The organism is Blastococcus sp. SYSU DS0539, from assembly GCF_054050855.1.
Map to the genome: position 1 here is coordinate 1 of NZ_JBJHAF010000003.1, position 25654 is coordinate 25654.

The window sequence follows — 25654 nt, forward strand, 5'->3', positions numbered from 1 at the left end:
CAGTGCCGATCGCGCCCGCAGTGCGGCGCAGTGCCGATCGCGCCCGCAGTGCGGCGCAGTGCCGATCGCGCCCGCAGTGCGGCGCAGTGCCGATCGCGCCCGCAGTGCGGCGCAGTGCCGATCGCGCTAGGAGCCCAAGTCCATGTTGCCGTAGATCAGGCGACGCGTCTTGAGCGTCACGCGCATGACCACGCTGTTCCAGTCCTGGTCCGGTACGGGCGCGAGCAGCCGGTCGGTCTCCACGGTGACGCGGGTGATCAGCCGGTCGTCCTGCAGCAGCGTGTACAGCGGGTCGTCCGCACTCGTTGGTCGCGCGCCCGCTGGCACTTGCTGCGCGTGCGCAGGTGCACTGAGTGCGTCGAGCAACGTCTTCAGCCGGTTGTCGATGTCACCCCGCACGATTGGCCCGGCTGTCGACTCGGGGCGAAGGAGGAGCACATCGAGTTCTGCGGTCAGGTGCAGGTTGTCGTGCACCAGGGCTGCATAGAACTGCCCGCTTCGCTCGACGAGCACGGAGATCTCCGTGGCCCCTGCAGGCTTCAGGAGATCGTGCCGATCGCGCAGCGGCTCGTGCTGCCACAGCTCCACCAACTGCGGGTGCAGTGCATCGCGGATCGCCTGCAGGGACCGTGGATTGCGCTTGCTGCCGGGCAGCGGCCCGTCATAGGTGAGCGTGAATCGCACGTCTGGACCCTACGGAGCAACAGCTCCACGACCGCCGCGAACTAGGTCGCTGCCAGCGTGTTCACGGCATCGCGGAAATGGTCAGTGGCACCTGCGGAAGTGAATGCAGCCGGGTACTGCGCCCGCACCTTGCCCGCCGTCCGGGGACGTTCGAGCCCCGGTCCGGAGGCGATCTGTGGCACGCAGGATCACCGGCCTCCCGAACGGCCCGCACCTGGCTGTTCCGGATCCGGCCGGCACGCTGGACGACGAACTGGCCCGCGCGGTCGCGCACTGGCGCACCGTCGGTACACACACCGATGGCTCGCTGGCACGGCTGCTGGAGACCACCGCCGCGTTCACGCGGCGACTGCACGCGCAGGGCGTCACGTCCTACACCGAGGTGTCCCCCGCACACGCCGCGGCGTTCGTGTCGGCTCGCACCCGGCAGGGTGCGGCACCTGAGCTGGCGACGCGGCATGCGCGCCGCACTGCACTGCGCACGCTGTTCCGCACGCTGCGCGCACTGGGTCTGCACACGTCGGATCCCACACTCGACCTGGTCCTTCCGCCGCGCGGGCTGCTGATCGCTCGGCCGCTGACCGACGACGAGGTGGGGCTGTGTCGGGCCAGTGCGCAGATGGGGGCCGGGGCCCGGTCGCAGATGCGGGCGGTGGCCTGGGCGCTCGGTGAAGCGACCGCGCTGTCCAGCGAGGTCACGATGCTCCGCATCCGCGACCTCGACGACCCGAACCCGCCCAGCACCGTGCTGCTGCCTGGCACTCGCGATCTCGATGCCCGGCGCGGTGAGCTGTCGGCCTGGGGACGGCGTGTGCTGCATCGGCGGGTTGCCACCCTGCTGGAGAACGGCGCGACCACCGACACGCTGCTGTGCTACGCCGGATCGGCGCCGCCGGGTGGAGCGAAGGCGCAGGCCGCCGCCTGCAATGCACTGCGCAACGTGCTGGCCGCCGCCGGCCTCGGCGCCGAGCCGGACGTGCGCCCGGCATCGCTGCGGCACTGGGCCGGGCGGCGCCTCCACGACCGGGGTGCACGGATCGAGCAGGTCGCCCGCGTCCTGGGGCACCGCAGCCTGGACATCACCGCCGCACACATCGGCCTGGACTGGCGAGGCGCCCGATGAGCCGGCGCAGGGCCCGCAGCACCGGGCTGACGACGATCGAGCAGGTGCGGGCGGTCTTCCGCCTGCCGGCGCTGTACCAGCTCGGCGCCCTGGTCGAGCGGCGGCCGGTGGGCCGGCCCGCGGACTTCCCGCCGTACCTGCTCCTGGGCTACGGACTGCTGGCCCGTGTGTTCCGCTCCGGCGCCCGCGTGGAGATCGAGCTGGCCCAGCTGGCGACGTGGTCGGTCATCGTCGACACCGTCCAGCAGCTGCGCCGGCAGCGGCCGGACCTGGAGATCGCCGCACCGCCACGGAGGGCGCCGGGCTGGGACGCCTACCGGTACGCCCGCAACCGGCGGTTCACCGCCGAGGACGTCCTCGAGGACCTGTGCGAGGAGTTCACCGAGCTCGCCGTCGCCCAGGCCCAGGACGCCGGGCTGCTACGCGCCGACGGCCCCGGATCGCTGTGCCATCCGGACCGCAGCCGCGTCGTCTACGGCGACGGAACCGTCGTCTCACCTATGTACCGCCCGCCGGCCGCCAAGCGCGTCAAGGACGACAACGGCATCACGCACACCGTCTACCTCGACGCAGCGGGCAACCCGATCGACGCTCCGAGGAAGCGATACGACCCGGACAGCGCCGAGCACCACGGCCACACCGGCCCGGTGCACGGGCAGAACTTCGTCGGCCTGTACGTGCGCGGCGACCGCCCACACCAGCGGATCGTGCTGGCCGTCGATCGGGTCCCCCGGCCCGGCGCGGAGGCCGACACCGCCGTCGACCTGCTGAAGCGGGTGCACGCAGTGGCCGGCGGCGGGATCCAGGCCGTCGTCTACGACGGCGCTCTGCGCGGCAAGCACATCGACGACCTGATGAGCACCTGCGGCGTCGTGGTCATCAACAAGGTGCACTCCACCTCCCGCTCCCCCGGCCGGCGCCGCACCACCCCGGCTGAGGGCAACCCCCGCTGGTACGCCCTGGGCACCTGGCAGCACGACACAGACGGCGGGCCGTGCACGCACACCCTCGCCGCCGTCGACGGTGCGGTCAGCGAGGTGGGCCTCGACGCTGAGGGCGGCCCGGTGGTGCTCGCCCGCCTGGTGCGGCGACAGGTGAAGCGACCGAAGCGCAAGAACGGGCACTACCACTTCACCGCCGGCTACACCGTTCCCTGTCCGGCCGGGGAGTTCCTCGCCTGGGTCAGCCCGCATCCGCAGCACCCCGGGGACGTCGGCCGTCCCGACGCCGTTCGCTTGATCGCCGAGGGCGAGCCGGACTTCGACGTCTACACGCTGCGCAGCGACAGCGAGAGCCACAACAGCGGCTTCAAGCGCACGCTACTGGTCGACCGCGCGCAAAGCCTCGGCGGCCGCCGGCAGCTCCTCGACTTCCTCAGCTACGGGCTGCTCACCAACGCCATCACCGCCCACCACGCCGCAATCGCGGACGTGGTGCCCCTGCGCCGCGCCGCCTGAGCGACCGGCCCAACGGAAGGACGTGCCCATGTCCGCCCACACCCCCCGCACTGTCGAGCAGGTCCTCGACCTGCCCGACGCCACCGTCCTGCAGCTGCTCGCCGACCGGCTCTCCCCCACCGTCGGCGACACCGTCCACGGCCTGCACCACCGCCCTGCCGCGGTCACCGAGGCTGCGTCGGCGCGGGTGCGCTACCTGCTGCTCCTGCTGGCCTTCGACACCAGCCCGTTCGCCTGCCCGCACTGCAGCGCCGACCTCGCCGCCGATCTCGACGCCGCCCTGCGCTGCGCGACTGAACACGGCGCGCTGGCCGCGCGGGCCCAGAACCAGGCCGACCGGGCCGCCCGCCGGCTCACCGACCTCGTCACCACCGGCACCACCAACCGCTGGGACTGATCCCCCTTGCGGCGCCGCACGGCGCCGCAACCGTGCCGGATCGAGCGGACACCGCTCCGCGCACCCGGCGAACCCGCCGTCCCTGCGCCGTCCAACGGAGGCCCACATGACCCACCCGCAGCTCGACTCCATCCACCGGCTGCGTCGCCGCCAGCTGCTCGTCCACCGCGAGGAGCTCGCCACTGCCGCGGTCGAACACCTCGGCCATGACCTGCCCGGCGCCGACGTCCTGTTCCGCGCCGTCCACCTCGTCGAGGAGCTGATCCGCGTCGAGTCTCCCGCCACCTGGCAGGAGCACTACGCCGACTGGATCAGCCGCGACGCCGACCGGCTGCACGATGCCGACACACCGCGCACCGACACCTGCCGGATCTGCCGCACCGCGGCCCAGGCGGTCGTCCGCAACGAGGCCGCACCACCCACCGCGGCCTGACCGCACCAACCTCCGACTCGACGAGCCCCGGCCTGCGCCGGGGCTCGTCGCCGTTCCGCCGCGCAGCCGCACCAGGGCGACTGCCGATGCGGTTTCCCGTTCGAACGGTCCCCGGACGTCCCAACCCGACGTCCGAAGGACCGTCCGATGCACCGCTCCAAGAAGCGCCCGGCCAGCGGCTACAAGGCGCAGTTCACCGCCAACAGCCCCGCGACCCCGATCCTGATCGACGACCGGCCGGCACTGACCGACCTACCGCTGGCCGGCCCGCGTCGGAAGAAGGAGGGTCGTGGCGGTGCGACCGCCAACCTCGTGGTGTTCCGCACGATCATCCGCAGCCCGCTGCTGCCGGCGATCACCGCCGCACTGCCCCGGGCCCGCGGCGGCCGCCCCACCCCACTGCCCAACCTGTACTGGGTGTTCTACGGCTGCGCGATGCGCGAGCTGGCCAGCAACGAGCAGCTCGACCAGGAGCTGCCGCAGGTGTGGACCGACATCCGCAAGGAGTTCTGGTTCGAGCACGGCATCCTGCTGCCCGATGCCCTGCCCACCGGCGAGATCCCCGGTGGCAGCTACAGCTTCCGCAAGTGGCGCACGCGACGGATCCTCCCCGAGGACAAGCCCAGCCCGCTGCCGGACCTCGTCGGCCGGCTCACCGACATCTCCATCCCGCTGGCCCTGGCCGTGCGGGCCGCCGAGGGTGGCGACGCCCCCCGAGAGCTCATCGACCCTGCGGTGTGGGACATCGTCGCCATCGACGGCACCGTGCTCAACGCCCCGTCCGACGTGCGCGAGGCGGAGGTCGTCGACAGCAACGGTGAAGTCGTCCACGACAAGAACGCCAAGCCGGTCACGCAGGTCACCGGCAGCCGCGCCAAGAAGGGCAAGCCGCGCGTGCACCACGATGTGACCGACGCCAGCGGTAAGGAACACGGCGCGCAGAAGGGCCTGTACAACGTCGTCGCCACCACGAAGGGCCTGGACACCTACACCCGCGTCGTCCTGGGCCTGGACATCGGCCTCCCGGGCGAGGGCGAAGACCCCGTCGCCATGCGCGTCCTGCGGGGCCTGTACCGCCGCGCCGGCCACACGTTTCCGGTGCTGACGATCGACGGCATCGGCAAGCCCGGCATGTACCAGGACCTGGTCGCCGAGTCCGGCGTCTACGTCGTGAACTCTCAGAACGCCCGCGCCCGCGGCAAGTCCGAGGCGAAGGCCGACCCGGCCAACGCCCACCTCACCGGCACCACCATCCGGCGCTACGGGGTGAAGAAGGACCAGGTCAAACTCAGCTACGACACCCCGCTGGGTTCGGTCTGCCACGAGGTCGACGGCGTCGCGCACGAGCACCACCTGGTCGCCGACGACGGCGCCGTCTACGAGACCGACCGCCCAGTCACTCACGGCAGTCGGGTCCGCAAGCTCGGCATGCTTGAGCCGACCAGCGTGGAGCGACGCCGCGACGCCAACGGCAACTACTACCTGCTCCTCACCCTCACCCGCACCTGCGCGCACGGAGACGAGTTCGCCACCACCATCGAGCTGCGGTGGACCAAGCCGGTCAAGGACGGGCGGGTGCCCTGGCGGTCGATGATCGCCAACGTGCGGGTCATCCCCGAGGCGCTGGTCGAGAAGTACGCCCTGACCTTCGGCAAGCGCAACCAGGTCGAGAGCTTCTTCTTCTGGCTGGAGAAGCGCTTCTACGTCAAGGACCGGCACGCCAGCTGGGGCCGGGAGGCGCAGCTGCTGGACCTCGTCTTCTCCGCCCTGCTGCACAACACCGAGACCTGGGCGCACCTGGCCTACCGGTATCCGCAGGCGGCCGCCGAGCTCGCGCGCACGCTGGCCCAGCTGCCCGCCCACCCCGCCCCGCAGGCCGATGACACGCACGTCGACAGCGAGGTCGCCGCCTGACAACGATGTGACTGACCAACGCCCAGGGGCTCCGAACGGTGATCCGCGTCCGTCCAGACGTGCCTCACCCTCGGAGCCCCTCGTGCGTGCCCAGACCACCGATTCGTACGACTACAGCCGCATTCTTCGCCGCACCGACCCGACCATCCCGCCGCTGCTCCTCCCCGAGACCGCCCAGCGGATTGACGTCGCAGCGGAGATGACCGGCGACCTCACCGCGACACTGCCCGCGATCGCCGACATCTGGCAGCAGGTCAGCCCCGACCCCGACACCACCCGCGAAATGTTCGGCGTCCTCACCGCCTTCACAGCCAGCGCGATCGCCGCCGGCGCCACCACGTGGCACGACGTGGCTGTCGAGGACATCGCCTCGTTCATCCACGCCCCCGGTCCCAGCGCCGGAGACGTGTGCCGGCTGCGCAAGAACGTCGTCCACGGCGCCTACCTCGCGCTGTACGACGCCGGCCTGTTCGACGACCTCAGCCCCGCTGCAGGCGTCGACCCCGTGCCCGGTCAGGTTCGCACCGACGACCGCGGCCCCGTCCGCACCGCCACCCACGACGAGATGCTGGTCGTGCGGCTCGCTACCCGCCTGGCTGTCTCCTCCCGTGCCGTCCACCTGTCCGCCGCGGCCGTCGCCATCTGCTCGTCATCCGCGACCACCACCGAGGCCCCGCAGGTGCTCTGGGAGCACGCGGACCTGACCGGCGACGTCCCGCAACTCGTCCTCGCCGGCAGCCCGAGCGCCACCAACGACGACGAGGCACGCATCGACGCCCGCATCGTCTCCCTCGACCCGTGGGCGGTCGAGGTCATCACGGACTGGCACACCGAGCTCGAGGCGAAGGACAAGCCCGGCAGGACCTCGCGGGTCGCCCCTGCGACCTCGGTCCTCTACACGGGGAAGCAGGCCCTCGACAGCAGCAGCGCGCACGCGGGCGTCGACCAGCAGGTACGCAAGGCCGTCAGCATCGCCGACCTGGGCCGCGAGCTGGGGTTCAGCGCCGGCTCGTTGCGGCTGTGGGCCGCCGCCCGCCATGTCACCGGCTTCGCCACCCTCATCACCGGCGCCAACATCGCCGGCATCGACCCGTTCACCCTGCACCGCAAGGTCGCCCGGCCGTCCGCACAGCGCTGAACGCCCTGTCGAGCGCCCGCGTTCTGGCCACCAGCGAACACGGTGCCTCGCAGTCGGACGTGGACCGTATGGGCTACCGGCGACCTTCGTCCGTTTGCGACGCGGTCCTGCGGCTCCCAAGATCGAGCTGACCGTCCGGGCTGGCCAGCGATCAACAGTTGGGGGGAGCCGAGTCGGACTCAGGTTCCGTTAGGGGAGCTGGTCGGTGTCCTCGGGGCAGAACGAGTCGTGGCAGAAGCGGTACGAGGCCGGCAAGGCTCGTGACGAGCAGCAGAGCGCCGCTTGGGTGCGTCGCCGCTTCGGCGGGTCGGTCAGCCAGACCCTCGTGAAGGAACTGCCGCTCCTCGGCCTCATGTTCCTCATCGGTCTCCTGACGTTGGGCTGGGAGGCTGGACTCATCAACGTGGCTCTGTTGCTGATCGTCGTCCTGGGCTTCCGCACCTGGGCTCGGCGCCGCTACGGCCTTACCAGCCCAGGGCGGGCGCCCGGCTCACCGGCGGAGCACTGAGCACCTGTGGAGGTCTCAGACACGATCACCGCTGGACTGGCGGTCACGTGCGTGGACGAACGAGGCAACCTCATCGAGCACCCCCTGCTCGACTGCGGCTTCCGTGCCGCACTGGCAGCCGATCTCGTCCGCTCGTCACAGCTGCAGAACGGCCCCGACGCCATCCATGTGGACCGGGAGCCCACCGGCTGGGCCCTGCTGGATGAGACGGTCGAGCAGCTGACAGCGGGGCAGACGACGCTGGACGCGTGGATCCTCACGGGGTCCATCGGACTCGTCGACGTCGTCGACGATCTCGTCTCGACCGGGCTCTGGGCCCGTCGACGACGCCGCCTCCGCCGGCGATACCGCTACGACACCGGGCGCCCACGCGATCCGTGGGGCCGCACTGCTGAGCGCCGGCTCGTGCAGCCACTGCAAGCGACTCCGACGTCGGCCAGGGACGCTGCGGTCCTCATCCTCGCCCGGGCCGCGGGACTCGGTGATCAGACCAAGTCGGTGGACGCCGTGTTGGACCGGACCGGCGACCTGCGGTGGTTCTGCGTACTCGCGTGGCAGGTCATCAGCCGGGAGCGCGCGAGGAACCTGCACGCCTACACCGCCATGCGAGCCGGTCGGATCATCGGTGCGCCGGGCTGACGCACCGATACGACCACCGGGTCGCGAGCAGACCGCCCCTGCGCGCTCAGGGACCTCCGCGCCGCCAAGGCGAGCGCGGACCGGCTCATCCCGGCCCCCGTCTGCCAGCGCCACCCCACGACTCCGTAGCCACCCATGACCAGGACGAAATCTTGGCCCTGCCCCGTCGGCGTTCGAACACATGGTGCACGCGGTCGCCCGGACGAGAAGGCAGAGACCGCCGACAGGCCGGGCCCGAGCTAGGTCAACGGGCGGTGGTCCTCCTGCCGCCGATGTTCTCGTCGCGCCCAGAAGATCCGGACGAGCCAGACCCCTGACGTGAGGACCAGCATCGTGGACATGAACAACTTCCACCCGTCGCCGTTGCCGAGCGACTGCACTCCGACGACGAGCGAGATGCACAGAACGACGGTCCAGAAGAGCAGGTCGAACGTCCCGAAGGGACGCAGCCAGGACCTGGACATGTTCCGACCGTAGGGCATCGCGATCATGCTCCGCACCCCGATGGCTGCCCTCGAGGTCGCCTTGACGCAACGATCCGCAGCACCCGCTGGAGTCGGCACGGAATGCCCCGTCGGCGTTCCAGGTGGCGCTCACCCGCGTTCCACGATCGCCCGAACCACGTCCCGACGTTGAGCAGGGCGCCGCTAGCGGCAGGCGCGAAAGCGCAGGTCACCGGAGTTGTTCCCATACGCCACGCCGGCGAGGCATGGGAACAAGCCCCGGTACGAGCATAGGTACTACGCAGGGGACAACTCGACGGCGGAGTGTGGCCGGCGAGCCCGCACGCCGGCTCACTTCATGGCGGACGGTCGCCACACGGTCAGAGGTCCCGCCATTTCGTAGGCAGGGCGCCGAGCGCATCGTCCGCGTCCCAGCCGGCCGGTCGCTCCGCAGGAGCCTGCCAGACACGGCCACCTTCCACCCACGTCTCGCGGGACCTCCGAACGACATCGGGGGTCACGTCATCGAGGTCGGCCCCTCCCCCACACCCGGCACGGCCTTCACCGTCAGGGCCTTCATGGCAAGCACACCGGGGCGGGTGCGAGCAGCTTGAGGAGGAGATCGGCTGCCGACGGCCACCAGGAACCGGCACTACTCGCTGGTCAGCCAGGCCCTAGTGGTCAGAGCGTCCAGCGCTGATGGACACCGTCCGAAGTGTCCAGGCACGCCTGGCAGATCGGGTCGGCCAGCCGGGTGATCGTCGCCGCATACGCGGCCAGTCGGCGGTTGCGGGCCTGGACGAAGTCGTCGGCGGCGATCAGGTACTCGCTGTAGGCGTCGGCGGTGCGAGGCAGGCCAGATTCGCGCTGAAAGTCGTAGGGCCCCGACTCGTCGCGAGGCATCAGGAAGCGCACCTGCGGCCCGCCTGGTTCGTCGGTCACGAGGTCCTCCAGCATCCAGAACGCGACGTAGTTGTCGAAGGAGCCGAAGACGTCGAAGAACGTCCGGTAGCGGTGCAGCACGGGACCTAGCGGGTTGGTGAGCTCGTAGCCCGCCGGCAACTCGGGGGCCGAGGCCTCGGGGAGCTCGTCGTAGTAGCGCCGGATGCATTCCAAGGTCAGATCCAGCCGGTCCGCGATGGCGGGCGTCCAGCCCCTGGCTTGGTTGATCGTGTGCTGACGTCCGATCTGAAGGCCGGGGAACAGAAGGAAGCAGCCCATGTCGTACAGCCGCCAGCCGAGTTGGTGGATGCTGCCGCGACCTCGTGCTCGGACGAGCTCGTCCGTCTCAGGCTTGAGGGCTTGGACCTGGGACCAGTGCTCCCAGGCGGGCACAGCAGCGTCGCTGGTGAGGGCGATGCCGCCGTCCGTCAGGAGGACCCCCCGGCGCGGGGACGTGAGCTCGAGACCGGTGCCGTCCGCCAGCCTTCTGTTCCACAACTGCTGATGCCAGCGCTGCAGGTTCCGGCTGTCGCTGTCAGGGTCGTTGCGAAAGTAGCCGGTCGCCGCCAGCTGCGGGTCCGGGGCGGCCAGGCCGTCGGCATCGGCCCAGTGGTGATGCGGGAACAGAGCTGTTGGCATGGGCCGCACGCTAGCGACGGCATGCGACAACGGGACTGGGTCGTCCTGCCCCTCAGCGAGCTCGTACTCGTCGTACTTCAGGTACCGCCCGGTGTCCGGGTTCTGCCAGTACTCGTGGTCCCGCCGCAGCATGACCGGCCGACCGCCGACCCGGACATGCAATCGGTCCCCCGCCCACTCCCGCGTCAGCGTGCAGTTCAGGCACAGCAGTAGAGCGGTGCTGCGCCCAGTCTCCTTCGCCGTCGCACGGCTGCCACACCGCGGACAGACGACGAAGACGGGATCGCGCCACGGCAGGGCGGCCGGCTCGCGGAACCGCGCCGGCTGCCCACCCTCGGTCACCGCGGGACCGTATCGCCGACACGCGGCCCTCCACCGCACCGGCGCGGCACATCACCTCCTCTCGGGCGCCGGTGGGAGCAGCGGGCCGGTCTCACCTCGCACGGCTGCGTTCATCTCTGTTCAGTTCGTCGGAGCGGAGCCCAGCGGGCGGTGACCGTCCAGCTCGCCTTCCGTAGAGCCGCCGATCACCGTCCGACGCGCCGTGGTTGCGTCAATCGGCCTGACGTAGGCGTCTAGCGCGACAGGATGCTGTTGACGGCTGTCTCGATGTCGGCTTCGAGCTGCTGCCAAGAGGGCAGCCGACGCACCGGACCGTCGATGTCCAGCCGCTCAAGGAGAGTCAGCCGGCGTCGAGGGAACTCCCGCTTCTCACGACCGGACCGGCGACCTGCGGTGGTTCTGCGAACTGGCGTGGCAGGTGATCAGCCGAGAGCGAGCGAGGAACCTGCATGCCCTACACCGTCATGCGAGCCGGTCGGATCATCGGTTCGCGGGGCTGACGCCCCCCTTCGGCCGGCGGAGCGCAAGCGGACCGCCGGCGTGATCAGCGACCGCCGTGCCGCGAAGGCGAACGCGGGCGACTGTTGAGGCGTACGGCTCGTCCTGGTCCCGTTTGCCAGCGCCATCCCACGACCCCGTAGCCACCCAAGACGACGAGGTTGAGCCAGTTGCCCCAGAGCCAGCGCCCGTCGGCGGCCGAGAACACGAGGAAGACGACCAGGACTGCACCGAAGGTGGCGTAGAGCACGACCAGCCACAGCGGGAGCAGCCGGCGTCCCCCTCCCGGTCCTGTCTGTCGCTCAGCCAGCTCCACAACGGCCGCCCGCAGGCGGTCATCCTGCAACTCACGGCCCCAGGTGGCAGCACGCTCCACCACCGGCACTTCACTCCGCTGAAGCTGGTGACGACGCTTCATCTCCAGGGGGACGTACGCGTCCGCCGCCGACCGTGAGCGTCGCCACGACTGACGACCACCGGCCCACCACGCGACCAGCGGGATGCCCACCAGTACGAGCACCGCTGCCGCGATCGCGATCACCACGACGAGATCTTGGCCGAGCTGCAGCGGCCTCGGAACTCGTCGGCCACGCAGTCGCCCGGACGTGTGGCCTGCATCCAGCCGCACGCCGACGTCGCCCAAGCAGAGTGCGGCCGGCGTTCCACATCACATGGATCCGCGTTCCACCGCCGACCGTGGCGCGTCCCAGGACTGCTCAGGGCGTCGGGCGGCGGGCCTCAAGAAAGCGCAGGTCACCTGAGTTGTTCCCATACCCCACGCCGGCGGGACATGAGCTCCAGGCCCCGGCCCAAGGATAGGGACAGCGCGGGGCAGCACTCCGGGGCATCCGTCTCCGTCGTTCCGGTGACACAGGCCGGCGGCGGGGCCTGGGGAGAGGTCAGGCGGCTTCGGTCTCGCTGCTGGGGTCGGCACGCGGCGGCTCCCTGCGCACGAAGCCGGCCGGGTCGCCGCCGTGCAGCGGGCCGGCGGCGATCCAGCGGGCGAACCCGGCCGGGTCGCGGCGCTCCAGCTCGTCGAGCACCTGGGCCCGCCGGGTCACGATGCGCTGCCGCGCGGCGGGGGCGAGCGGACCCCGCAGTTCGGTCGCGGTGCGGAGCCACTCCTCGCCCAGCGCGGTGGTGGGCAGCCCGGTGACGGCCGCGGAGGCCGGCGGTGCCCATCCCCCGGCGACGGCGTGGATGCCGGCGGCGGTCGCCGGCCGGGCTGCGGCCGCCCGGCGATCGCGGGCCCAGCGCGCCGCGGCCCAGGCGGCCACGCCGGCACCGGCGAGCAGCAGTGCCGCCGCACCGCCGGCCAGCACGGCCGTGCCGCTGACGACCAGCAGCGCCCCGATCGTCACCGCCGCGGCCTGGCCGGCGGCCTCGACGGCGGAGCGGCGTGCGGGCGCCGGGTCCTCGCGCGCCACCCCCGCGGCCACGCACCCGGCGAGTGCGCCGGAGACGCAGACGGCGACCAGCCCGGGGCCGCGCAGGGCGATGCCCCCGACGACCGCCACCACGGCGGCGCACGCCAGGCCGAGACCGATGAGGAACCGGAGGAAGGGACCACGGATGGGCACGGCAGTCTCCACGGCGCGATGGAACGAGGGCGACGACGGGCACCGCCCCTCGACGCACCCGCCACTACCCCGCTACGGGCCGGATGCACACGCAGCACCGAATCGATCACCCACCGGTTGGTGCGGCGGGATCACCCGGCAGGATCGGCGGTCGTGGGTTCCTCCGTGGTCGACGTCGACCTCCGGCTCGGCGTCGTCCTCGTCGTCCTGACCGCGGTGGCCGCCGTCAGCGGCCGGCTGTCGGGTCTCGGCGAGGACCGCGCGGTGCTGGTCGCCGCCGGGCGCGCCACGGCGCAGCTCGCCGTCGTCTCGGCGCTGCTGCTCGTCGTCGTGGAGTCGCTGTGGCTCTCCGCCGGGTTCGTGCTGCTCATGGTCGCCGTCGCGACCGTCACGGCCAGCGGCCGGACCACCGACCTGCCGCTGCGCTCCGCCGGGGCGCTCCCCCGGCTGGCCGCCACCGCGCTCCCGGTCGCCGGCGGCGCCGCGCCCGTCGTCGCCCTGGTCCTGGCCAGCGGCACCGTGCCGCTGCGCGGGGAGGCGGTCATCCCGATCGCCGGCATCCTCGTCGGCGGCGCGATGACCGCCACCTCGCTGGCCGGCCGGCGGCTGCGGGAGGAGCTGGCCCAGCGGCACGGCGAGGTCGAGGCGGCGCTCGCCGTCGGGCTGCTGCCGCGCGACGCCGTCCTCCTGGTCGCCCGGCCGGTCGCCGGCACCGCGCTCGTGCCGCCCCTGGACCAGACGCGCACCGTGGGGCTGGTCACGCTGCCGGGCGCCTTCGTCGGCGTGCTGCTGGGTGGTGGCAGCCCGCTGGAGGCCGGCGCCGCGCAGCTGCTGGTGCTGATCGGGCTGCTGGCCGCCGAGGTGCTGGCCGTGTGGGCGGTCACCGAGCTGGTCGCGCGCGGCCGGCTGCTGCCGGTCCCCCGCTGAGGCCCGCACCCAGGAAGCTCACAGCGTCCCTCCAGCGTTGCACCAGCGGGGAGTCGGACAGTGGGTACCGATGCAGCAGCCGGACGGCTGCGAGGAGAGGACCGCACCAGTGAGCGAGCACCAGCACCAGTACCCCGGCGCGGGCCGGCCGTTCGCCTGGCAGCCACCGCAGCAGCCGGCGACGCCCCAGCCGACGACCCCGCAGCCGATGGCGCCCCCGACCTACCCGGGCTACGGCGGCCTGCCCTCGCCCGTGGCACCGCCTGCCGAGCAGCCGGGCCCCCGGCGTGGCGGCCGGCTGCGCATCGGGCTCGTGGGCCTGGTCGCCGGCGCGCTCATCGGTGGCGGCGCCGGCGCCGGCGTCACCGCGCTGCTCGACGAGCCGGCCGCCACCCCGGGCTCCTCGGCCTCCGCGCAGAGCGTGACGAACGAGAACCCGGAGCGGGCGACCACCGCCACCGCAGCCGCGGCCAAGGCCGCGCCGAGCGTGGTGACCGTCTACGTGGCCACCGGCACCGCCGCGGGCAGCGGCTCCGGCGTCATCCTCACCGCCGACGGCTACGTGCTGACCAACAACCACGTCGTCACCGGCGGGGGCTCCGGCACGGTGCAGGTACGCACCGCCGACGGCACGCTCTACGACGCCGAGATCGTGGGCACCGACGCGGCGTTCGACCTCGCCGTGCTGCGCCTGGCCGACGCCGAGGACCTCGTCCCCGCCACCTTCGCCGACTCCGACGACGTGCAGATCGGCGACGTCGCCGTCGCCATCGGCGCCCCGCTGGGCCTGTCGAACACGGTGACCGACGGCATCATCAGCGCGACCGGCCGCGCCGTGGCCACCGGCTCGACGCAGGACGACGCGACCGTGCTGGACGCCATCCAGACCGACGCGGCGATCAACCCGGGCAACTCCGGCGGCGCGCTGGTCGACGGCGCCGGTGAGGTCATCGGCATCAACACCGCGATCGCCACCGTCGCGTCGGGCCTGCCGGGCGGGCAGTCGCAGAGCGGCAACATCGGCGTCGGCTTCGCCATCCCGGGCAACACCGCGCAGCGGGTCGCCCAGGAGATCATCCGGACCGGCGCCGCCAGCCGGGCCTTCCTCGGGGTGACCGCCACCACGGCCGCCGACGACCAGAACCGCGAGGTCGGCACGGGTGCGGAGGTGGTGATCGTCGAGCCGGGCAGCGCCGCCGAGGAAGCCGGGCTGCGGGTCGGGGACGTCGTCACCGCCGTCGGCCAGCGCCCGGTCACCACGTCCACGGAGCTGACCGCGGCGATCCGCAGCCAGGCGCCCGGGGAGACGGTCGAGCTGACCGTCCGCCGCGGCTCGGACACCCGCACGGTCGACGTCACCCTGGGCCGGACCAGCTGACACCCGGCGGCCACCCGCGGCCCGGTCCCTAGGCTGGGCCGGGTGGCCGCACCCCGACTGACCGCGCCCCTGGCCCAGTCGCTCGACGACCCGGCCCGGGCCCGTGACCTGGCCCGGATGAAGCGGCTGGCGACCGGGTTGTTCCTGGTCGCCGCCGCAGTGTTCCTCGCCTGCGTGCTGATCGGCGAGGACGCCGGCGCCTGGGTCGGCTACGTGCGCGCGACCGCGGAGGCCTCCATGGTCGGCGCGCTCGCCGACTGGTTCGCCGTCACCGCCCTGTTCCGGCACCCGCTGCGGCTGCCGATCCCGCACACCGCGATCATCCCGCGCAAGAAGGACCAGATCGGCGAGAGCCTGGGCACCTTCGTCCGGGAGAACTTCCTGACCCGCGCCGTGGTCGAGGAGAAGCTCACCACCATCGACGTCCCCGGCCGCCTGGGTGGGCTCCTCGGCGCACCGGGGCGGGCCGAGCGGCTGGCCGGGGACGCCGCCGCCGCCGTCACGGCGCTGACCGAGCTCCTGCGCGACGAGGACCTCGAGCCGGCCGTCGCCGGCCTGGTGGACCGCAAGCTGCACGAGACCCCGGCGGCGCCGGCCCTGGCCCGGGTCCTGGAGCTGGTCGTCGACGGCGACCGGCACCAGGAGGTGCTCTCGGCCGCGCTGCGCCTGATGGCCCGCTTCCTGCACGAGAACCGGCTGGTGTTCCGGGCGCAGCTGGGCGACGCCTCTCCGGCCTGGGTGCCCGACTGGGTGGACGACCGGGTCTTCGACCGCGTCTTCGCCGGCCTCCAGGGCTTCTTCGACGAGGTGGGCGCCGACCCGCGGCACGAGCTGCGGCGGTCCTACGACGCCCGGCTGCGCGCCTACGTCCACGCGCTGCGCACCGATCCCGCGACCGCCGCGCGCGTCGAGGAGCTGAAGAAGGAGGTCCTCGAGCACCCGGCCGTCCGCACGTGGTCCGGCTCGCTGTGGACCCAGGCCAAGAACGCAGTGCTCCTGGCCGCCGCCGACCCCGACTCGGAGCTGCGGACCCGGCTCACGGCGCTGATCCTCGACGGCGCCACGCTGCTCCGCACCGACCCGACGGTGCGCGAGTTGGTGCAGCGGCACGCGCACGGCATCGCGGGCTACCTGGTCGAGCGGTTCTCCGGCGACCTGGCCGAGCTGGTCAGCAGCACCGTCGCCCGCTGGGACACCGACGAGACCAGCCGCCGGATCGAGCTCCAGGTGGGCCGCGACCTGCAGTGGATCCGGGTCAACGGCACCGTCGTCGGCGGCCTCGCCGGCCTGGTCATCTACAGCGTGGCGCAGCTCCTCGGCTGATCGTCACCGGCGGGCGGCCGCCGCCTGGTACAGCGCGATGCCCGCGGCGACGCTGACGTTGAGCGACTCGGTGTCGCGGTCGATCGGGATACGCACGACGACGTCGCACTTCTCCCGGACCAGCCGCGACAGCCCGGTGCCCTCTGCGCCGACGACCAGCGCCACCGGGTCGGCGAAGCCGTCGTAGTCGTGCAGGTCGACGTCGCCGTCGCCGGCCAGGCCGACCGTCTGCAGCCCGGCGTCCTGGTAACCGGCCAGCGCCCGCGGGAGGTTCACCGCGCGGGCCACCCGGAGCCGGGCCGCAGCCCCCGCGCTGGTGCGCCAGGCCGACGCCGTCATGCCGACGGCGCGGCGCTGCGGCACGACGACCCCGTGCGCGCCGAACGCCGCCGCCGAACGCACCACGGCGCCCAGGTTGCGCGGGTCGGTCACGCCGTCCAGCGCCACCACCAGCGGCGGGCGACCGGAGTTCCGCGCGATGTCCAGCAGGTCCTCGGGGTGCGCGTAGTCGTACGGCGGGACCTGCAGGCCGATGCCCTGGTGCAGCGCGCCCTGGGACATCCGGTCGAACTCGCCCTTGCCCACCTCGAGCAGCGGCAGACCACGGTCGGCCGCCAGCGCGAGCGCCTCGGCGATCCGCTCGTCGGTGCCGCCGCGTGTGGTGTCGCCGGTGACGACGTACAGCGCCGTGGCGGGGATCTGCGCGCGCAGCGCCTCGACGACCGGGTTGCGGCCGAGCAGCAGCTCCGGTGACTCCTCGGCGCGCTGGCGGGCACGGGCCCGGTCGGCCCGGGCCTTCGCGTCGGCGGCCGCCCGGCGCTGGGCCGGGTGGCCGGGGCGCGCCTCGGCCGGTGGGGTGGCGCCCCGGCCGGCGAGCGAGCGGCGGTTCTTGCCGCCGGTGCCGGCGGTGGCGCGCTTCTTGCCCGCCCCGTCGCTGCGGCCGCGGCGCTGGCTGTTGCCGGCCATCAGTGGGTCAGCTCCCATCGGGGTCCCTGGGGGGTGTCCTCGACGGAGACGCCGAGGGCGGCGAGCTGGTCGCGGATCGCGTCCGCCGCCGCGAAGTCCTTGCGTGCCCTAGCGGCCTGGCGCTGCTCGATGGCGAGGGCGACCAGTCCGTCGGTCGCCCGGGTCAGCTGCTGGTCACCGGCACTGGTGGCGGCCCAGTGCGGGTCCATCGGGTCCAGGCCCAGCACGCCGAGCATGGCGCGCACCGATCCGAGCGTGCCGGCCACGACGGCGTCGTTCCCGTCGGCGAGCGCGGTGTTGCCCTCCCGCACCGCCTCGTGGATCGCGGCCACGGCGGCCGGGGTGCCCAGGTCGTCGTCGAGCGCGGTGCTGAAGTCGGCGCAGAACACCGGCGCCCCGGCGTCCGCGCCCACCCGCTCCGCCGCGCGCTTCACGAACGACTCGATCCGCCGGTAGGCCGACGCGGCCTCCCCCAGCGCGGCGTCGGTGAACTCGATGGTCGAGCGGTAGTGCGGCGCCACCAGGTAGTACCGCAGCTCCACCGGGCGCACCCGCTGCACGACCTCGTCGACCAGGGCGGTGTTGCCCAGCGACTTGCTCATCTTCTCGCCGCCGAGGGTCACCCAGCCGTTGTGCAGCCAGTACTGCGCGAACCCGTCACCGGCGGCGCGGGACTGCGCCTGCTCGTTCTCGTGGTGGGGGAAGCGCAGGTCCAGCCCGCCGCCGTGGATGTCGAACTCCGCGCCGAGGTAGCGCTCGGCCATCGCCGAGCACTCGAGGTGCCAGCCGGGCCGGCCGCGGCCCCACGGCGTGGGCCACGAGGCGGTCTCCGGCTCACCGGGCTTGGCGGCCTTCCACAGCGCGAAGTCGCGTGGGTCGCGCTTGCGCTCGTCGGTCTCGGTGTCGGCCGCGGGCTGCAGGTCGGGGAGCTTCTGCCCGGTCAGGGCGCCGTACTCGGGGAAGGAGCGGACGTCGAAGTAGACGTCGCCGTCGACGGCGTAGGCGTGGCCGCGCTCGATCAGCCGGGCCACCAACCCGACCATGTCGGTGATGTGCCCGGTCGCCCGCGGCTCGTAGGTCGGCGGCAGGACCCCGAGGACGTCGTAGGCGCGGGTGCAGGCCCGCTCGTTCTGGTACGCCCACGCCCACCAGGGGACGCCGTTCGCGTCGGCCTTGGCCAGGATCTTGTCGTCGATGTCGGTGACGTTCCGGACGTAGGTGACGTCGAGCCCCTGCGCGCTCAGCCAGCGGCGCAGGACGTCGAAGGCGAGGGCGGCGCGCACGTGGCCCACGTGCGGGGGGCCCTGGACGGTGAGCCCGCAGACGTAGACCGATGCCGCTCCCGGACGCAGGGGCACGAAGTCCCGGACCGCACGGGCGGCGGTGTCGAAGAGGCGGAGGCTCACTGCGCCGAGTCTACGGACGCCCCGGTCAGGGCTGTCGTGCCTGCACCCTCGTCTCCCCCGCCCCGACCACGAGAGCGGTGGCCACCGCGGCCCGCCCCTCGCCCCGGCCGGTGAGACCGAGCCCGTCGGTGGTGGTGGCGGTCACGCTCACCGGGGCGCCGAGGGCCGCGGTGAGCACCGCCTCGGCCTCCCCGCGCCGCGGCCCGAGCTTGGGGGTCGTGGAGACCAGTTGCACCGAGGCGTTGCCCACCCGCCAGCCGGCCGCGGCCAGCACCTCGCGGACGTGCGCGAGGACGTCGGCGCCACGCGCGCCGGCCCAGCGGGGATCGTCGGTGCCGAGCAGCCCGCCGATGTCACCGAGCCCGGCGGCGGAGAGGACGGCGTCGGTGAGAGCGTGCGCCACGACGTCGCCGTCCGAGTGCCCGGCGCAGCCGTCGGCGCCCGGCCACTCCAGCCCGGCCAGCCAGCACGGCCGGCCCGGCTCGATGGGGTGGACGTCGGTGCCGATGCCGACGCGCGGCAGCTCGGGGACGGTCATCGGCGCACCTGCATCTCCGCGACGAGGAGGTCGTGCGGAACGGTGATCTTGGCGGACCGCTCGTCGCCGGCGACGGTGCGCACCGGAACCCCGGCGGCCCGGACGACGGCGGCGTCGTCGGTGAGCTCGACGTCGTCGTCCAGCGCCGCGTACGCGCCGACCAGGATGGCCCGGTCGAAGCCCTGCGGCGTCTGCACCCGGCGTAGCGGGGAGCGGGGCACCGCCTCGACGACCACGCCGTCGTCGTCGACCACGACCGTGGTGTCGACGACGGGGAGCACCGGCACGACCGCCGGCGCGCCTTCGGCCAGGGCACCGAGGACCCGGGCGACGGCCTCGGGTGGGGTCAGCGGGCGCGCGGCGTCGTGGACCAGGACCACGTCGGGCGCGGGACGTCCGGGACCGGTCAGGGCGGCCAGCCCGGCCCGGACCGACGCGGTGCGGGTGCTCCCCCCGTCCACCAGCCGGACCGTTCCGGGAAGCGCGGCCGCGAAGGCGGCCCGCTCGGCGGTCGGCACGGTGACGACCACCTCGGCGACGCCGCCGGCCAACAGGCCTTCCACCGCCCAGGCGACCAGCGGCCGCCCGGCGAGCGGGACCAGCGCCTTCGGTATCGCCCGCCCACCCTGCTCGGCGCCCAGACGCGAACCGCTCCCGGCCGCTGCGACGATGGCGGCAGCGTGCACGGGAGCGGTTCGGTTCGTTCTGGGGTGGCGCGGGACGCTCAGCTGGCGAGGACCTCGTCGAGCAGGATCTCGGCCTTGTCCTCGTTGGTGCCCTCGGCGAGCGCGAGCTCGCTCACCAGGATCTGGCGGGCCTTGGACAGCATCCGCTTCTCGCCCGCGGACAGGCCGCGGTCCTTGTCGCGACGCCAGAGGTCGCGGACGACCTCGGCGACCTTGTTGACATCGCCCGAGGCGAGCTTCTCCAGGTTGGCCTTGTACCGACGCGACCAGTTGGTCGGCTCCTCGGTGTGGGGCGCCCGCAGGACCTCGAAGACCCGGTTGAGGCCCTCCTGACCGACGACGTCGCGGACGCCGACGATCTCCGCGTTGTCGGCCGGCACGCGCACGGTCAGGTCGCCCTGGGCGACCTTCAGCACGAGGTACGACTTCTCGACACCCTTGATGGTGCGCTGCTCGATCGCCTCGATGAGCGCCGCGCCATGGTGCGGGTAGACAACGGTCTCGCCGACAGTGAAGCCCATGTGGATGTGACCCCTTTCGCTTCCCCAAGGTTAGCACGGCACACTGATCTACGGATCTGGCCCGGGCAGTAAATATGCAGGTCAGGGGCCTGACTCGAGGGCTCAGAGGGGTTGACAGAGCGTGCTCGATGTGCCTGCGGAGGCGTCGCGGCCGATGGCGACCGCTCGCGCACTGGCCCTCGCGACCCACCCCGGCCCGGCGGTCGCGGTCACCGTCGTGGCCACCCTCCTGGCGGTCGCGGCGGACGTCCCGGCGGGCCGGGCCGCCCTGCTCTGCGCCGCCGTTCTCGCAGGTCAGGCCTCGATCGGCTGGAGCAACGACTGGCTCGACGCCGACCGCGACCGGGCCGTGGCCCGCGCGGACAAGCCGGTCGTGCAGGGCGCCCTGACCCCCCGCGTGCTGCGCGGCGCGGCCCTGCTCGCGGCCGGGGCCGCCGTCGTCCTCTCCCTCCTCCTCGGCGTCGTGCCCGGCCTGCTGCTGCTGCTCCTGGTGGCCAGCGGCTGGGCTTACAACGCCGGCCTCAAGCGCACGGTGTGGTCCGGAGCCGGCTACGTCGTCGGCTTCGGCGCGCTGCCCGCCGGGGTGGTCGCCGCCGCGCCCGGCGACGCCGCCGCCCCGTGGTGGCTGGTCACCGCGGGCGCCGCCCTGGGCGCCGCGGCGCACCTCGCGAACGTCGCGCCCGACCTGGAGGACGACCTGGCCACCGGCGTCCGGGGGCTTCCGCACCGGCTGGGGCCACGGGTGTCGGCCGTCATCGGGGCACTGCTGCTCGCGGGCGCGTCGCTGGTGCTCGTGCTCGGCCCGCCCGGCGCCCCGACGGCGGCCGGCTGGGCCGCTCTCGCGCTGACCGTGCCGGCCGCCGCCGTCGCCGCCCTGTCGGGCGGCGCGGCGCGCTTCCGCAGGCTGGCCTTTCCGGCCGTGATGCTGCTGACCGTCCTGGACGTGGTCCTGCTCCTCAGCGGCGGGGCGACCCTGGCCTGACACCCCGGCGCGGCCGGACCCGGGATGCGGGACGCGCGCCGACCTGTCCCTGCGGGCGGGGCGCAGAGGCGACCGATAGGCTCCGGACGTCTCCGCGCCACCGATCCCCGGTGGCCGGCACGGTCCTGCTGGAGGTCGACGGCTGTGAACCGCGCTCTGCGCGCCGCCACGATGGGCGTTCTGCTCCTTTCCCCGCTCGCGCTCTCCGCGTGCAGCGCCGGCCAGGTGACGCAGACGGCCACCCAGGAGCGCGACAAGGTGGGCGCGATGGCCCAGGTCGGCGACATCACGCTGCGCGCCGTCACGCTCGCCTACCCCGAGGACGGCGCCTACGAGGCCGGCGGCGACGCCACCGTGCGGATGGCCATCGTGAACGGCAGCCAGGAGGACGACACGCTGACCGGGATCACCGGCGAGGGTTTCGGCGACGCCGTCATCACGCCCGCCGACGACACCGGCTCCGCCGGGTCCGCGGGCGGGTCCGACGAGCTGGACATCCCGGCCGGTTCGCCGGTGTTCGTCGGCACCGAGGACGGCCCCCAGATCACGCTCACCGACCTGGACGAGGCGCTGACCACCGGTCAGCGCGTCGAGCTGGTCCTCACCTTCGAGAACGCCGGGGAGGTCCCCGTGAGCGCCCCGGTGGCGACCCCGGACGAGGTCCTCGAGCGGGACGAGTCCTTCGACTTCCACCACGAGGAGGAGGGCGGCGGCGAGAGTGGCGACGCCGCCAACCGCGACGACAACGAGGTCGCCGGCGGCGGGAACCCCGAGAACTGACGGCTCCACCTGCTCCACCCGTCGACGGCGGCTCCCCCTGGGGAGCCGCCGTCGCGCGTTCTCCGGAGAACTGTCGGAACCGGCGGTTAGCGTCCACGGCGTGCCCGCCCCCGGAGTGAAGTCCGCTCGCCCAGCCCACCGCTGCACCGAGTGCGGCTACGCCTCGGCCAAGTGGGTCGGCCGCTGCCCCGAGTGCCAGGCCTGGGGCACCCTGCAGGAGACCGGCGCCCCGGCGACCGGCCTCCGCGCCGTCTCCGCCGGCCAGGTCAGCGCACCCGCCCGGCCGATCGCCCAGGTCGAGCTCGCCGGCGCCCGCGCCGTTCCCACCGGCATCGCGGAGTTCGACCGCGTGCTCGGCGGCGGCCTGGTCCCGGGCGCCGTCCTGCTCGTCGCCGGCGAGCCCGGCGTGGGCAAGTCCACCTTGCTGCTGGAGGTCGCGCATCGCGTCGCGGCCGCCAACGGCCCGGCCCTGGTCGTCTCCGGCGAGGAGTCCGCCGGGCAGGTCCGGCTGCGGGCCGAGCGGATCGGCGCCCTGCACGACCAGCTCTACCTGGCCGCGGAGACCGAGCTGTCCGCGGTGCTCGCCCACGTGGAGGCGGTCAACCCTTCGCTGCTGGTGCTCGACAGCGTCCAGACCGTCCGCTCCCCCGCCGTCGAGGGCACCGACGGCGGCTCCACCCAGGTCCGCGCCGTCGCCTCGGCGCTGACGGGTGTGGCGAAGACCCGCGGCATGACCACGATCCTCGTCGGCCACGTGACCAAGGACGGCGCGATCGCCGGCCCGCGCACCCTCGAGCACCTCGTCGACGTCGTCATCTCCTTCGACGGCGAGCGGCACTCCACGTTGCGCATGGTGCGGGCCACCAAGAACCGGTTCGGTCCCGCCGACGAGATCGGCTGCTTCGAGATCGGCGACGCCGGCGTCGTCGGCGTCCCCGACCCCTCGGCCCTCTTCGTGTCCCGGCGGGCGGACCCGGTCCCCGGCAGCTGCGTCACCGTGACCCTGGAGGGCAGCCGGCCGCTGCTCGCCGAGGTGCAGGCCCTCGTGGCGAGCACGGGCGGCGGCGGTTCCCCGCGCCGCGCGGTCAGCGGGCTGGACTCCCAGCGGGTGGCCATGGTCAACGCCGTGGTGGAGCGGCGGGGGCGGGTGAAGCTCGCCGACGCCGACGTCTTCGCGGCCTCGGTCGGGGGCGTGCGGATCGCCGAGCCGGCGGCCGACCTGGCACTGGCCCTGGCGATCGCCTCCGCGGCGAAGGACGCCCCGCTCCCGGCCGGCATGGTGGCGCTCGGGGAGGTCGGCCTCTCCGGCGAGATCCGCCGGGTGGGTGGCACCGGACGCCGGCTGGCCGAGGCCGCCCGGCAGGGATACCGGGTGGCTCTGGTCCCCCCGGACGCCGGCTCCGCCCCCGCGGGGATGCGGCTGGTCGAGGTCCCCGATCTGGGGGCCGCCTTCCACCGGCTGTTCTGAGCCCGTAGGGTCTCGTATCCGAGGTGCCCCACCGGTGGGGCCATCCCCCGAGCATGCCCGTGCCCTCCGCTGGGCACGTAGACTCAGCCGCCGCACCACTCGACCGTCAGGAGCGCTCGTGCCCGCCGCTGTGGACCCCGAGGTCGCCCTGCGCGAACTCCTCGGCCGCATCGCCCCTGGCACGGCGCTGCGCGACGGTCTCGAGCGCATCCTGGCCGGTCGCACCGGCGCGCTGATCGTGCTCGGCTACGACCGCGTGGTCGAGTCGCTCTGCACCGGCGGTTTCGCCCTGGACGTCGCGCTGTCGGCCACCCGGCTGCGCGAGCTGGCGAAGATGGACGGCGCGGTGATCGTCTCGTACGACGGCACCCGCATCGTGCGCGCGGGCGTGCACCTGATGCCCGACCCGACCGTTCCCACCGAGGAGTCGGGCACCCGGCACCGCACGGCCGAGCGGGTGGCCATCCAGACCGGCTTCCCGGTGATCTCGGTGAGCCAGTCGATGCACATCATCAGCGTCTACGTCGCCGGCCGCCGCTACACCCTCGAGCACCCGACCACGATCCTGGCCCGCGCCAACCAGGCCCTGGCGGCGCTGGAGCGCTACAAGCTGCGCCTGGACGAGGTGGCCAGCACCCTCTCGGCGCTGGAGATCGAGGACCTCGTCACGGTCCGCGACGCGATGAGCGTCAGCCAGCGGCTGGAGATGGTCCGCCGGATCGCCGACGAGATCGAGGGCTTCGTCGTCGAGCTCGGCACCGACGGGCGGCTGCTCGCCCTCCAGCTGGACGAGATGCTCGCCGGCGTGGAGGAGGACCGCGGTCTCCTGGTGCGCGACTACCTGCCGCCCACCGGCCGCCGTCCCCGCACCATCGACCAGGTGCTCACCGACCTGCGCGCGCTGACGGCGACCGAGCTGCTCGACCTCTCCGCCGTCGCCCGGTGCTACGGGCTGCCCACGTCTCCGGACGCGCTCGACTCCCCCGTCAGCCCGCGCGGCTACCGCCTGCTGGCCCGGGTGCCCCGGCTGCCCGCCGGCATCATCGACCGGCTCGTGGACCACTTCGGCGGCCTGCAGAAGCTGCTCGCTGCCACCATCGAGGACCTGCTGGCCGTGGAGGGCGTCGGGGAGGCCCGCGCCCGCGGCATCCGCGAGGGTCTGTCCCGGCTGGCCGAGACCTCGATCCTCGACCGCTACAGCTGACCGCCGTAGTCACCCGAGGGTGAGCGGGGCTTCCCCGGAGACCTTGGTGTCCAGGCGGCCGCGCAGCACGTAGGTGCCCGGCGGCGGCGTCACCCGTTCGGCGGTGCAGCTCGGGTCGCTGGTGCGCCCGCCCCACAGCACCGGGAAGACCACCGTCTCCCCCGGGGCGAGCGTGCGCAGGTCGCTGCTGCTCTCCGGGAAGCAGTCGTTGCTGCCCCAGACCCGGGCACCGGCCGCGTCGACCATCACGAGCTCCTGGAGCTGCTTGTCCAGCGGCCGGACGCAGGGCACCGGCGAGGTGTTCTGCACGACCAGCTCGAACGTCGGCTTGCTGCCCACGGCCGCCTGCCCGGGGGTGCGCACCGCCAGCCCCAGCATGTCGTCGGTGCACGGGCCCCCCGGCGTGGGTCCGGCCGCCTCCGGTGCCGGCGGGGGCGGAGGCGCGGTCACCGGTTCCGTCGAGGGCGGCTGGATCTGCTCCACCGGGGGGACGACCCGCTCGAGCGCCGGCAGCTCCGCCGGCTCGGTGGCCGCGGCCTCCGTCGGAGCCGGCTCGTCCTCGCCCGACACCACGCGGCTCGTCAGCCAGGTCAGCCCGGCGAGCAGCGCCAGCAGCACGGCCAGCACGGTCAGCCGGCGCCGCCAGTAGACGGCTGCGGGCAGCGGACCGACCGGGTGCAACACGCCGGGAACGCTAGTGCGCCCGGTCCGGACTGGTCCGCTCGGCACGCCGCACCG

General features: G+C 73.4%; 26 protein-coding genes. 15 read left to right on the top strand and 11 right to left on the bottom strand.

What is annotated here, in order from left to right; genetic code table 11:
• Positions 1-126: 126 nt before the first annotated feature.
• Positions 127-684 (bottom strand): hypothetical protein, encoded by a 558-nt coding sequence (locus ACI790_RS04325; protein WP_456568558.1) that lies wholly within the window; start codon positions 682-684, stop codon positions 127-129.
• A 175-nt stretch (positions 685-859) separates the two neighbouring features.
• Here ACI790_RS04325 and ACI790_RS04330 point away from each other — a divergent pair, with 175 nt between their 5' ends.
• The 8 genes from ACI790_RS04330 (at position 860) to ACI790_RS04365 (ending at position 8293) form a co-directional block, all read left to right on the top strand.
• The gene (locus tag ACI790_RS04330; protein WP_456568559.1) at positions 860-1807 is read left to right on the top strand and encodes a tyrosine-type recombinase/integrase; all 948 of its coding nucleotides are present in this window, start codon (positions 860-862) and stop codon (positions 1805-1807) included.
• Positions 1804-3264: a hypothetical protein gene (locus tag ACI790_RS04335; RefSeq protein ID WP_456568560.1), complete on the top strand. Its 1461-nt coding sequence runs from the start codon at positions 1804-1806 to the stop codon at positions 3262-3264. Before ACI790_RS04330 ends, ACI790_RS04335 begins: the two co-directional genes overlap by 4 nt.
• Positions 3265-3292: 28 nt before the next feature.
• Positions 3293-3661, top strand: a complete 369-nt coding sequence (locus ACI790_RS04340; RefSeq protein WP_456568561.1) for a hypothetical protein — start codon at positions 3293-3295, stop codon at positions 3659-3661.
• Positions 3662-3767: 106 nt separating this feature from the next.
• The gene (locus ACI790_RS04345) at positions 3768-4094 is read left to right on the top strand and encodes a hypothetical protein (RefSeq protein ID WP_456568562.1); all 327 of its coding nucleotides are present in this window, start codon (positions 3768-3770) and stop codon (positions 4092-4094) included.
• Between the two features lie 147 nt (positions 4095-4241).
• Complete coding sequence (locus ACI790_RS04350; RefSeq protein WP_456568563.1) at positions 4242-6008, top strand: hypothetical protein; 1767 nt, start codon at positions 4242-4244, stop codon at positions 6006-6008.
• Between the two features lie 82 nt (positions 6009-6090).
• A complete protein-coding gene (locus ACI790_RS04355; protein ID WP_456568564.1) occupies positions 6091-7146 on the top strand; it encodes a hypothetical protein in 1056 nt (351 codons plus the stop codon).
• Between the two features lie 205 nt (positions 7147-7351).
• The gene (locus ACI790_RS04360) at positions 7352-7654 is read left to right on the top strand and encodes a hypothetical protein (RefSeq protein ID WP_456568565.1); all 303 of its coding nucleotides are present in this window, start codon (positions 7352-7354) and stop codon (positions 7652-7654) included.
• 51 nt (positions 7655-7705) lie between these two features.
• Positions 7706-8293 carry a hypothetical protein gene (locus ACI790_RS04365; RefSeq protein ID WP_456568566.1) on the top strand — a complete coding sequence of 196 codons (588 nt, stop codon included), beginning with the start codon at positions 7706-7708 and terminating at the stop codon, positions 8291-8293.
• A 239-nt stretch (positions 8294-8532) separates the two neighbouring features.
• On the opposite strand, the gene ACI790_RS04370 is transcribed toward ACI790_RS04365, so the two are convergent.
• The 4 genes from ACI790_RS04370 to ACI790_RS04385 form a co-directional block, all read right to left on the bottom strand.
• The gene (locus tag ACI790_RS04370) at positions 8533-8757 is read right to left on the bottom strand and encodes a hypothetical protein (RefSeq protein ID WP_456568567.1); all 225 of its coding nucleotides are present in this window, start codon (positions 8755-8757) and stop codon (positions 8533-8535) included.
• A gap of 660 nt (positions 8758-9417) precedes the next feature.
• Positions 9418-10659 carry a DUF6994 family protein gene (locus ACI790_RS04375; RefSeq protein ID WP_456568568.1) on the bottom strand — a complete coding sequence of 414 codons (1242 nt, stop codon included), beginning with the start codon at positions 10657-10659 and terminating at the stop codon, positions 9418-9420.
• Between the two features lie 544 nt (positions 10660-11203).
• Positions 11204-11701, bottom strand: coding sequence for a hypothetical protein (locus ACI790_RS04380; RefSeq protein ID WP_456568569.1), 498 nt, complete (start codon positions 11699-11701; stop codon positions 11204-11206).
• A 355-nt stretch (positions 11702-12056) separates the two neighbouring features.
• Positions 12057-12737, bottom strand: coding sequence for a hypothetical protein (locus ACI790_RS04385; RefSeq protein WP_456568570.1), 681 nt, complete (start codon positions 12735-12737; stop codon positions 12057-12059).
• 153 nt (positions 12738-12890) lie between these two features.
• Here ACI790_RS04385 and ACI790_RS04390 point away from each other — a divergent pair, with 153 nt between their 5' ends.
• The 3 genes from ACI790_RS04390 (at position 12891) to ACI790_RS04400 (ending at position 16365) form a co-directional block, all read left to right on the top strand.
• Positions 12891-13664: an ABC transporter permease gene (locus ACI790_RS04390; protein ID WP_456568571.1), complete on the top strand. Its 774-nt coding sequence runs from the start codon at positions 12891-12893 to the stop codon at positions 13662-13664.
• A gap of 109 nt (positions 13665-13773) precedes the next feature.
• Positions 13774-15042: a S1C family serine protease gene (locus tag ACI790_RS04395; RefSeq protein ID WP_456568572.1), complete on the top strand. Its 1269-nt coding sequence runs from the start codon at positions 13774-13776 to the stop codon at positions 15040-15042.
• Positions 15043-15084: 42 nt separating this feature from the next.
• Positions 15085-16365 carry a DUF445 domain-containing protein gene (locus ACI790_RS04400; protein ID WP_456568573.1) on the top strand — a complete coding sequence of 427 codons (1281 nt, stop codon included), beginning with the start codon at positions 15085-15087 and terminating at the stop codon, positions 16363-16365.
• 3 nt (positions 16366-16368) lie between these two features.
• On the opposite strand, the gene rlmB is transcribed toward ACI790_RS04400, so the two are convergent.
• From rlmB to ACI790_RS04425, 5 genes are read right to left on the bottom strand one after another with little or no spacing between them, the layout of a single operon-like run.
• Positions 16369-17349 carry a 23S rRNA (guanosine(2251)-2'-O)-methyltransferase RlmB gene (gene rlmB, locus ACI790_RS04405; protein ID WP_456568574.1) on the bottom strand — a complete coding sequence of 327 codons (981 nt, stop codon included), beginning with the start codon at positions 17347-17349 and terminating at the stop codon, positions 16369-16371.
• Positions 17331-18737 carry a cysteine--tRNA ligase gene (gene cysS / locus ACI790_RS04410; RefSeq protein WP_456568575.1) on the bottom strand — a complete coding sequence of 469 codons (1407 nt, stop codon included), beginning with the start codon at positions 18735-18737 and terminating at the stop codon, positions 17331-17333. The genes rlmB and cysS overlap by 19 nt, the downstream gene beginning before the upstream one ends.
• A gap of 25 nt (positions 18738-18762) precedes the next feature.
• On the bottom strand, positions 18763-19275 hold the full coding sequence (gene ispF, locus ACI790_RS04415) for a 2-C-methyl-D-erythritol 2,4-cyclodiphosphate synthase (protein ID WP_456568576.1): 513 nt from the start codon (positions 19273-19275) through the stop codon (positions 18763-18765).
• Positions 19272-19961 carry a 2-C-methyl-D-erythritol 4-phosphate cytidylyltransferase gene (gene ispD, locus ACI790_RS04420; RefSeq protein ID WP_456568577.1) on the bottom strand — a complete coding sequence of 230 codons (690 nt, stop codon included), beginning with the start codon at positions 19959-19961 and terminating at the stop codon, positions 19272-19274. The genes ispF and ispD overlap by 4 nt, the downstream gene beginning before the upstream one ends.
• A 38-nt stretch (positions 19962-19999) precedes the next feature.
• Complete coding sequence (locus tag ACI790_RS04425; RefSeq protein ID WP_456568578.1) at positions 20000-20482, bottom strand: CarD family transcriptional regulator; 483 nt, start codon at positions 20480-20482, stop codon at positions 20000-20002.
• A gap of 154 nt (positions 20483-20636) precedes the next feature.
• Here ACI790_RS04425 and ACI790_RS04430 point away from each other — a divergent pair, with 154 nt between their 5' ends.
• The 4 genes from ACI790_RS04430 to disA all read left to right on the top strand — a co-directional run bounded on the left by ACI790_RS04430 (position 20637) and on the right by disA (position 24916).
• Complete coding sequence (locus ACI790_RS04430) at positions 20637-21464, top strand: UbiA family prenyltransferase (protein ID WP_456568579.1); 828 nt, start codon at positions 20637-20639, stop codon at positions 21462-21464.
• Positions 21465-21608: 144 nt separating this feature from the next.
• Complete coding sequence (locus ACI790_RS04435; protein WP_456568580.1) at positions 21609-22244, top strand: copper chaperone PCu(A)C; 636 nt, start codon at positions 21609-21611, stop codon at positions 22242-22244.
• 100 nt (positions 22245-22344) lie between these two features.
• On the top strand, positions 22345-23712 hold the full coding sequence (radA, locus tag ACI790_RS04440) for a DNA repair protein RadA (RefSeq protein WP_456568581.1): 1368 nt from the start codon (positions 22345-22347) through the stop codon (positions 23710-23712).
• Between the two features lie 118 nt (positions 23713-23830).
• On the top strand, positions 23831-24916 hold the full coding sequence (disA, locus tag ACI790_RS04445; RefSeq protein ID WP_456568582.1) for a DNA integrity scanning diadenylate cyclase DisA: 1086 nt from the start codon (positions 23831-23833) through the stop codon (positions 24914-24916).
• A 9-nt stretch (positions 24917-24925) separates the two neighbouring features.
• On the opposite strand, the gene ACI790_RS04450 is transcribed toward disA, so the two are convergent.
• The gene (locus tag ACI790_RS04450) at positions 24926-25600 is read right to left on the bottom strand and encodes a MucR family transcriptional regulator (protein WP_456568583.1); all 675 of its coding nucleotides are present in this window, start codon (positions 25598-25600) and stop codon (positions 24926-24928) included.
• Between the last annotated feature and the right edge of the window lie 54 nt (positions 25601-25654).

Coding starts and splice junctions, on each gene's coding strand:
- ACI790_RS04335 (WP_456568560.1), top strand. CDS start 1,804: ATGAGCCGGCGCAGGGCCCGCAGCACCGGGCTGACGACGATCGAGCAG.
- ACI790_RS04340 (WP_456568561.1), top strand. CDS start 3,293: ATGTCCGCCCACACCCCCCGCACTGTCGAGCAGGTCCTCGACCTGCCC.
- ACI790_RS04345 (WP_456568562.1), top strand. CDS start 3,768: ATGACCCACCCGCAGCTCGACTCCATCCACCGGCTGCGTCGCCGCCAG.
- ACI790_RS04350 (WP_456568563.1), top strand. CDS start 4,242: ATGCACCGCTCCAAGAAGCGCCCGGCCAGCGGCTACAAGGCGCAGTTC.
- ACI790_RS04370 (WP_456568567.1), bottom strand. CDS start 8,757: ATGTCCAGGTCCTGGCTGCGTCCCTTCGGGACGTTCGACCTGCTCTTC.
- rlmB (WP_456568574.1), bottom strand. CDS start 17,349: ATGGGAGCTGACCCACTGATGGCCGGCAACAGCCAGCGCCGCGGCCGC.
- ispF (WP_456568576.1), bottom strand. CDS start 19,275: ATGACCGTCCCCGAGCTGCCGCGCGTCGGCATCGGCACCGACGTCCAC.
- ACI790_RS04425 (WP_456568578.1), bottom strand. CDS start 20,482: ATGGGCTTCACTGTCGGCGAGACCGTTGTCTACCCGCACCATGGCGCG.
- ACI790_RS04430 (WP_456568579.1), top strand. CDS start 20,637: ATGGCGACCGCTCGCGCACTGGCCCTCGCGACCCACCCCGGCCCGGCG.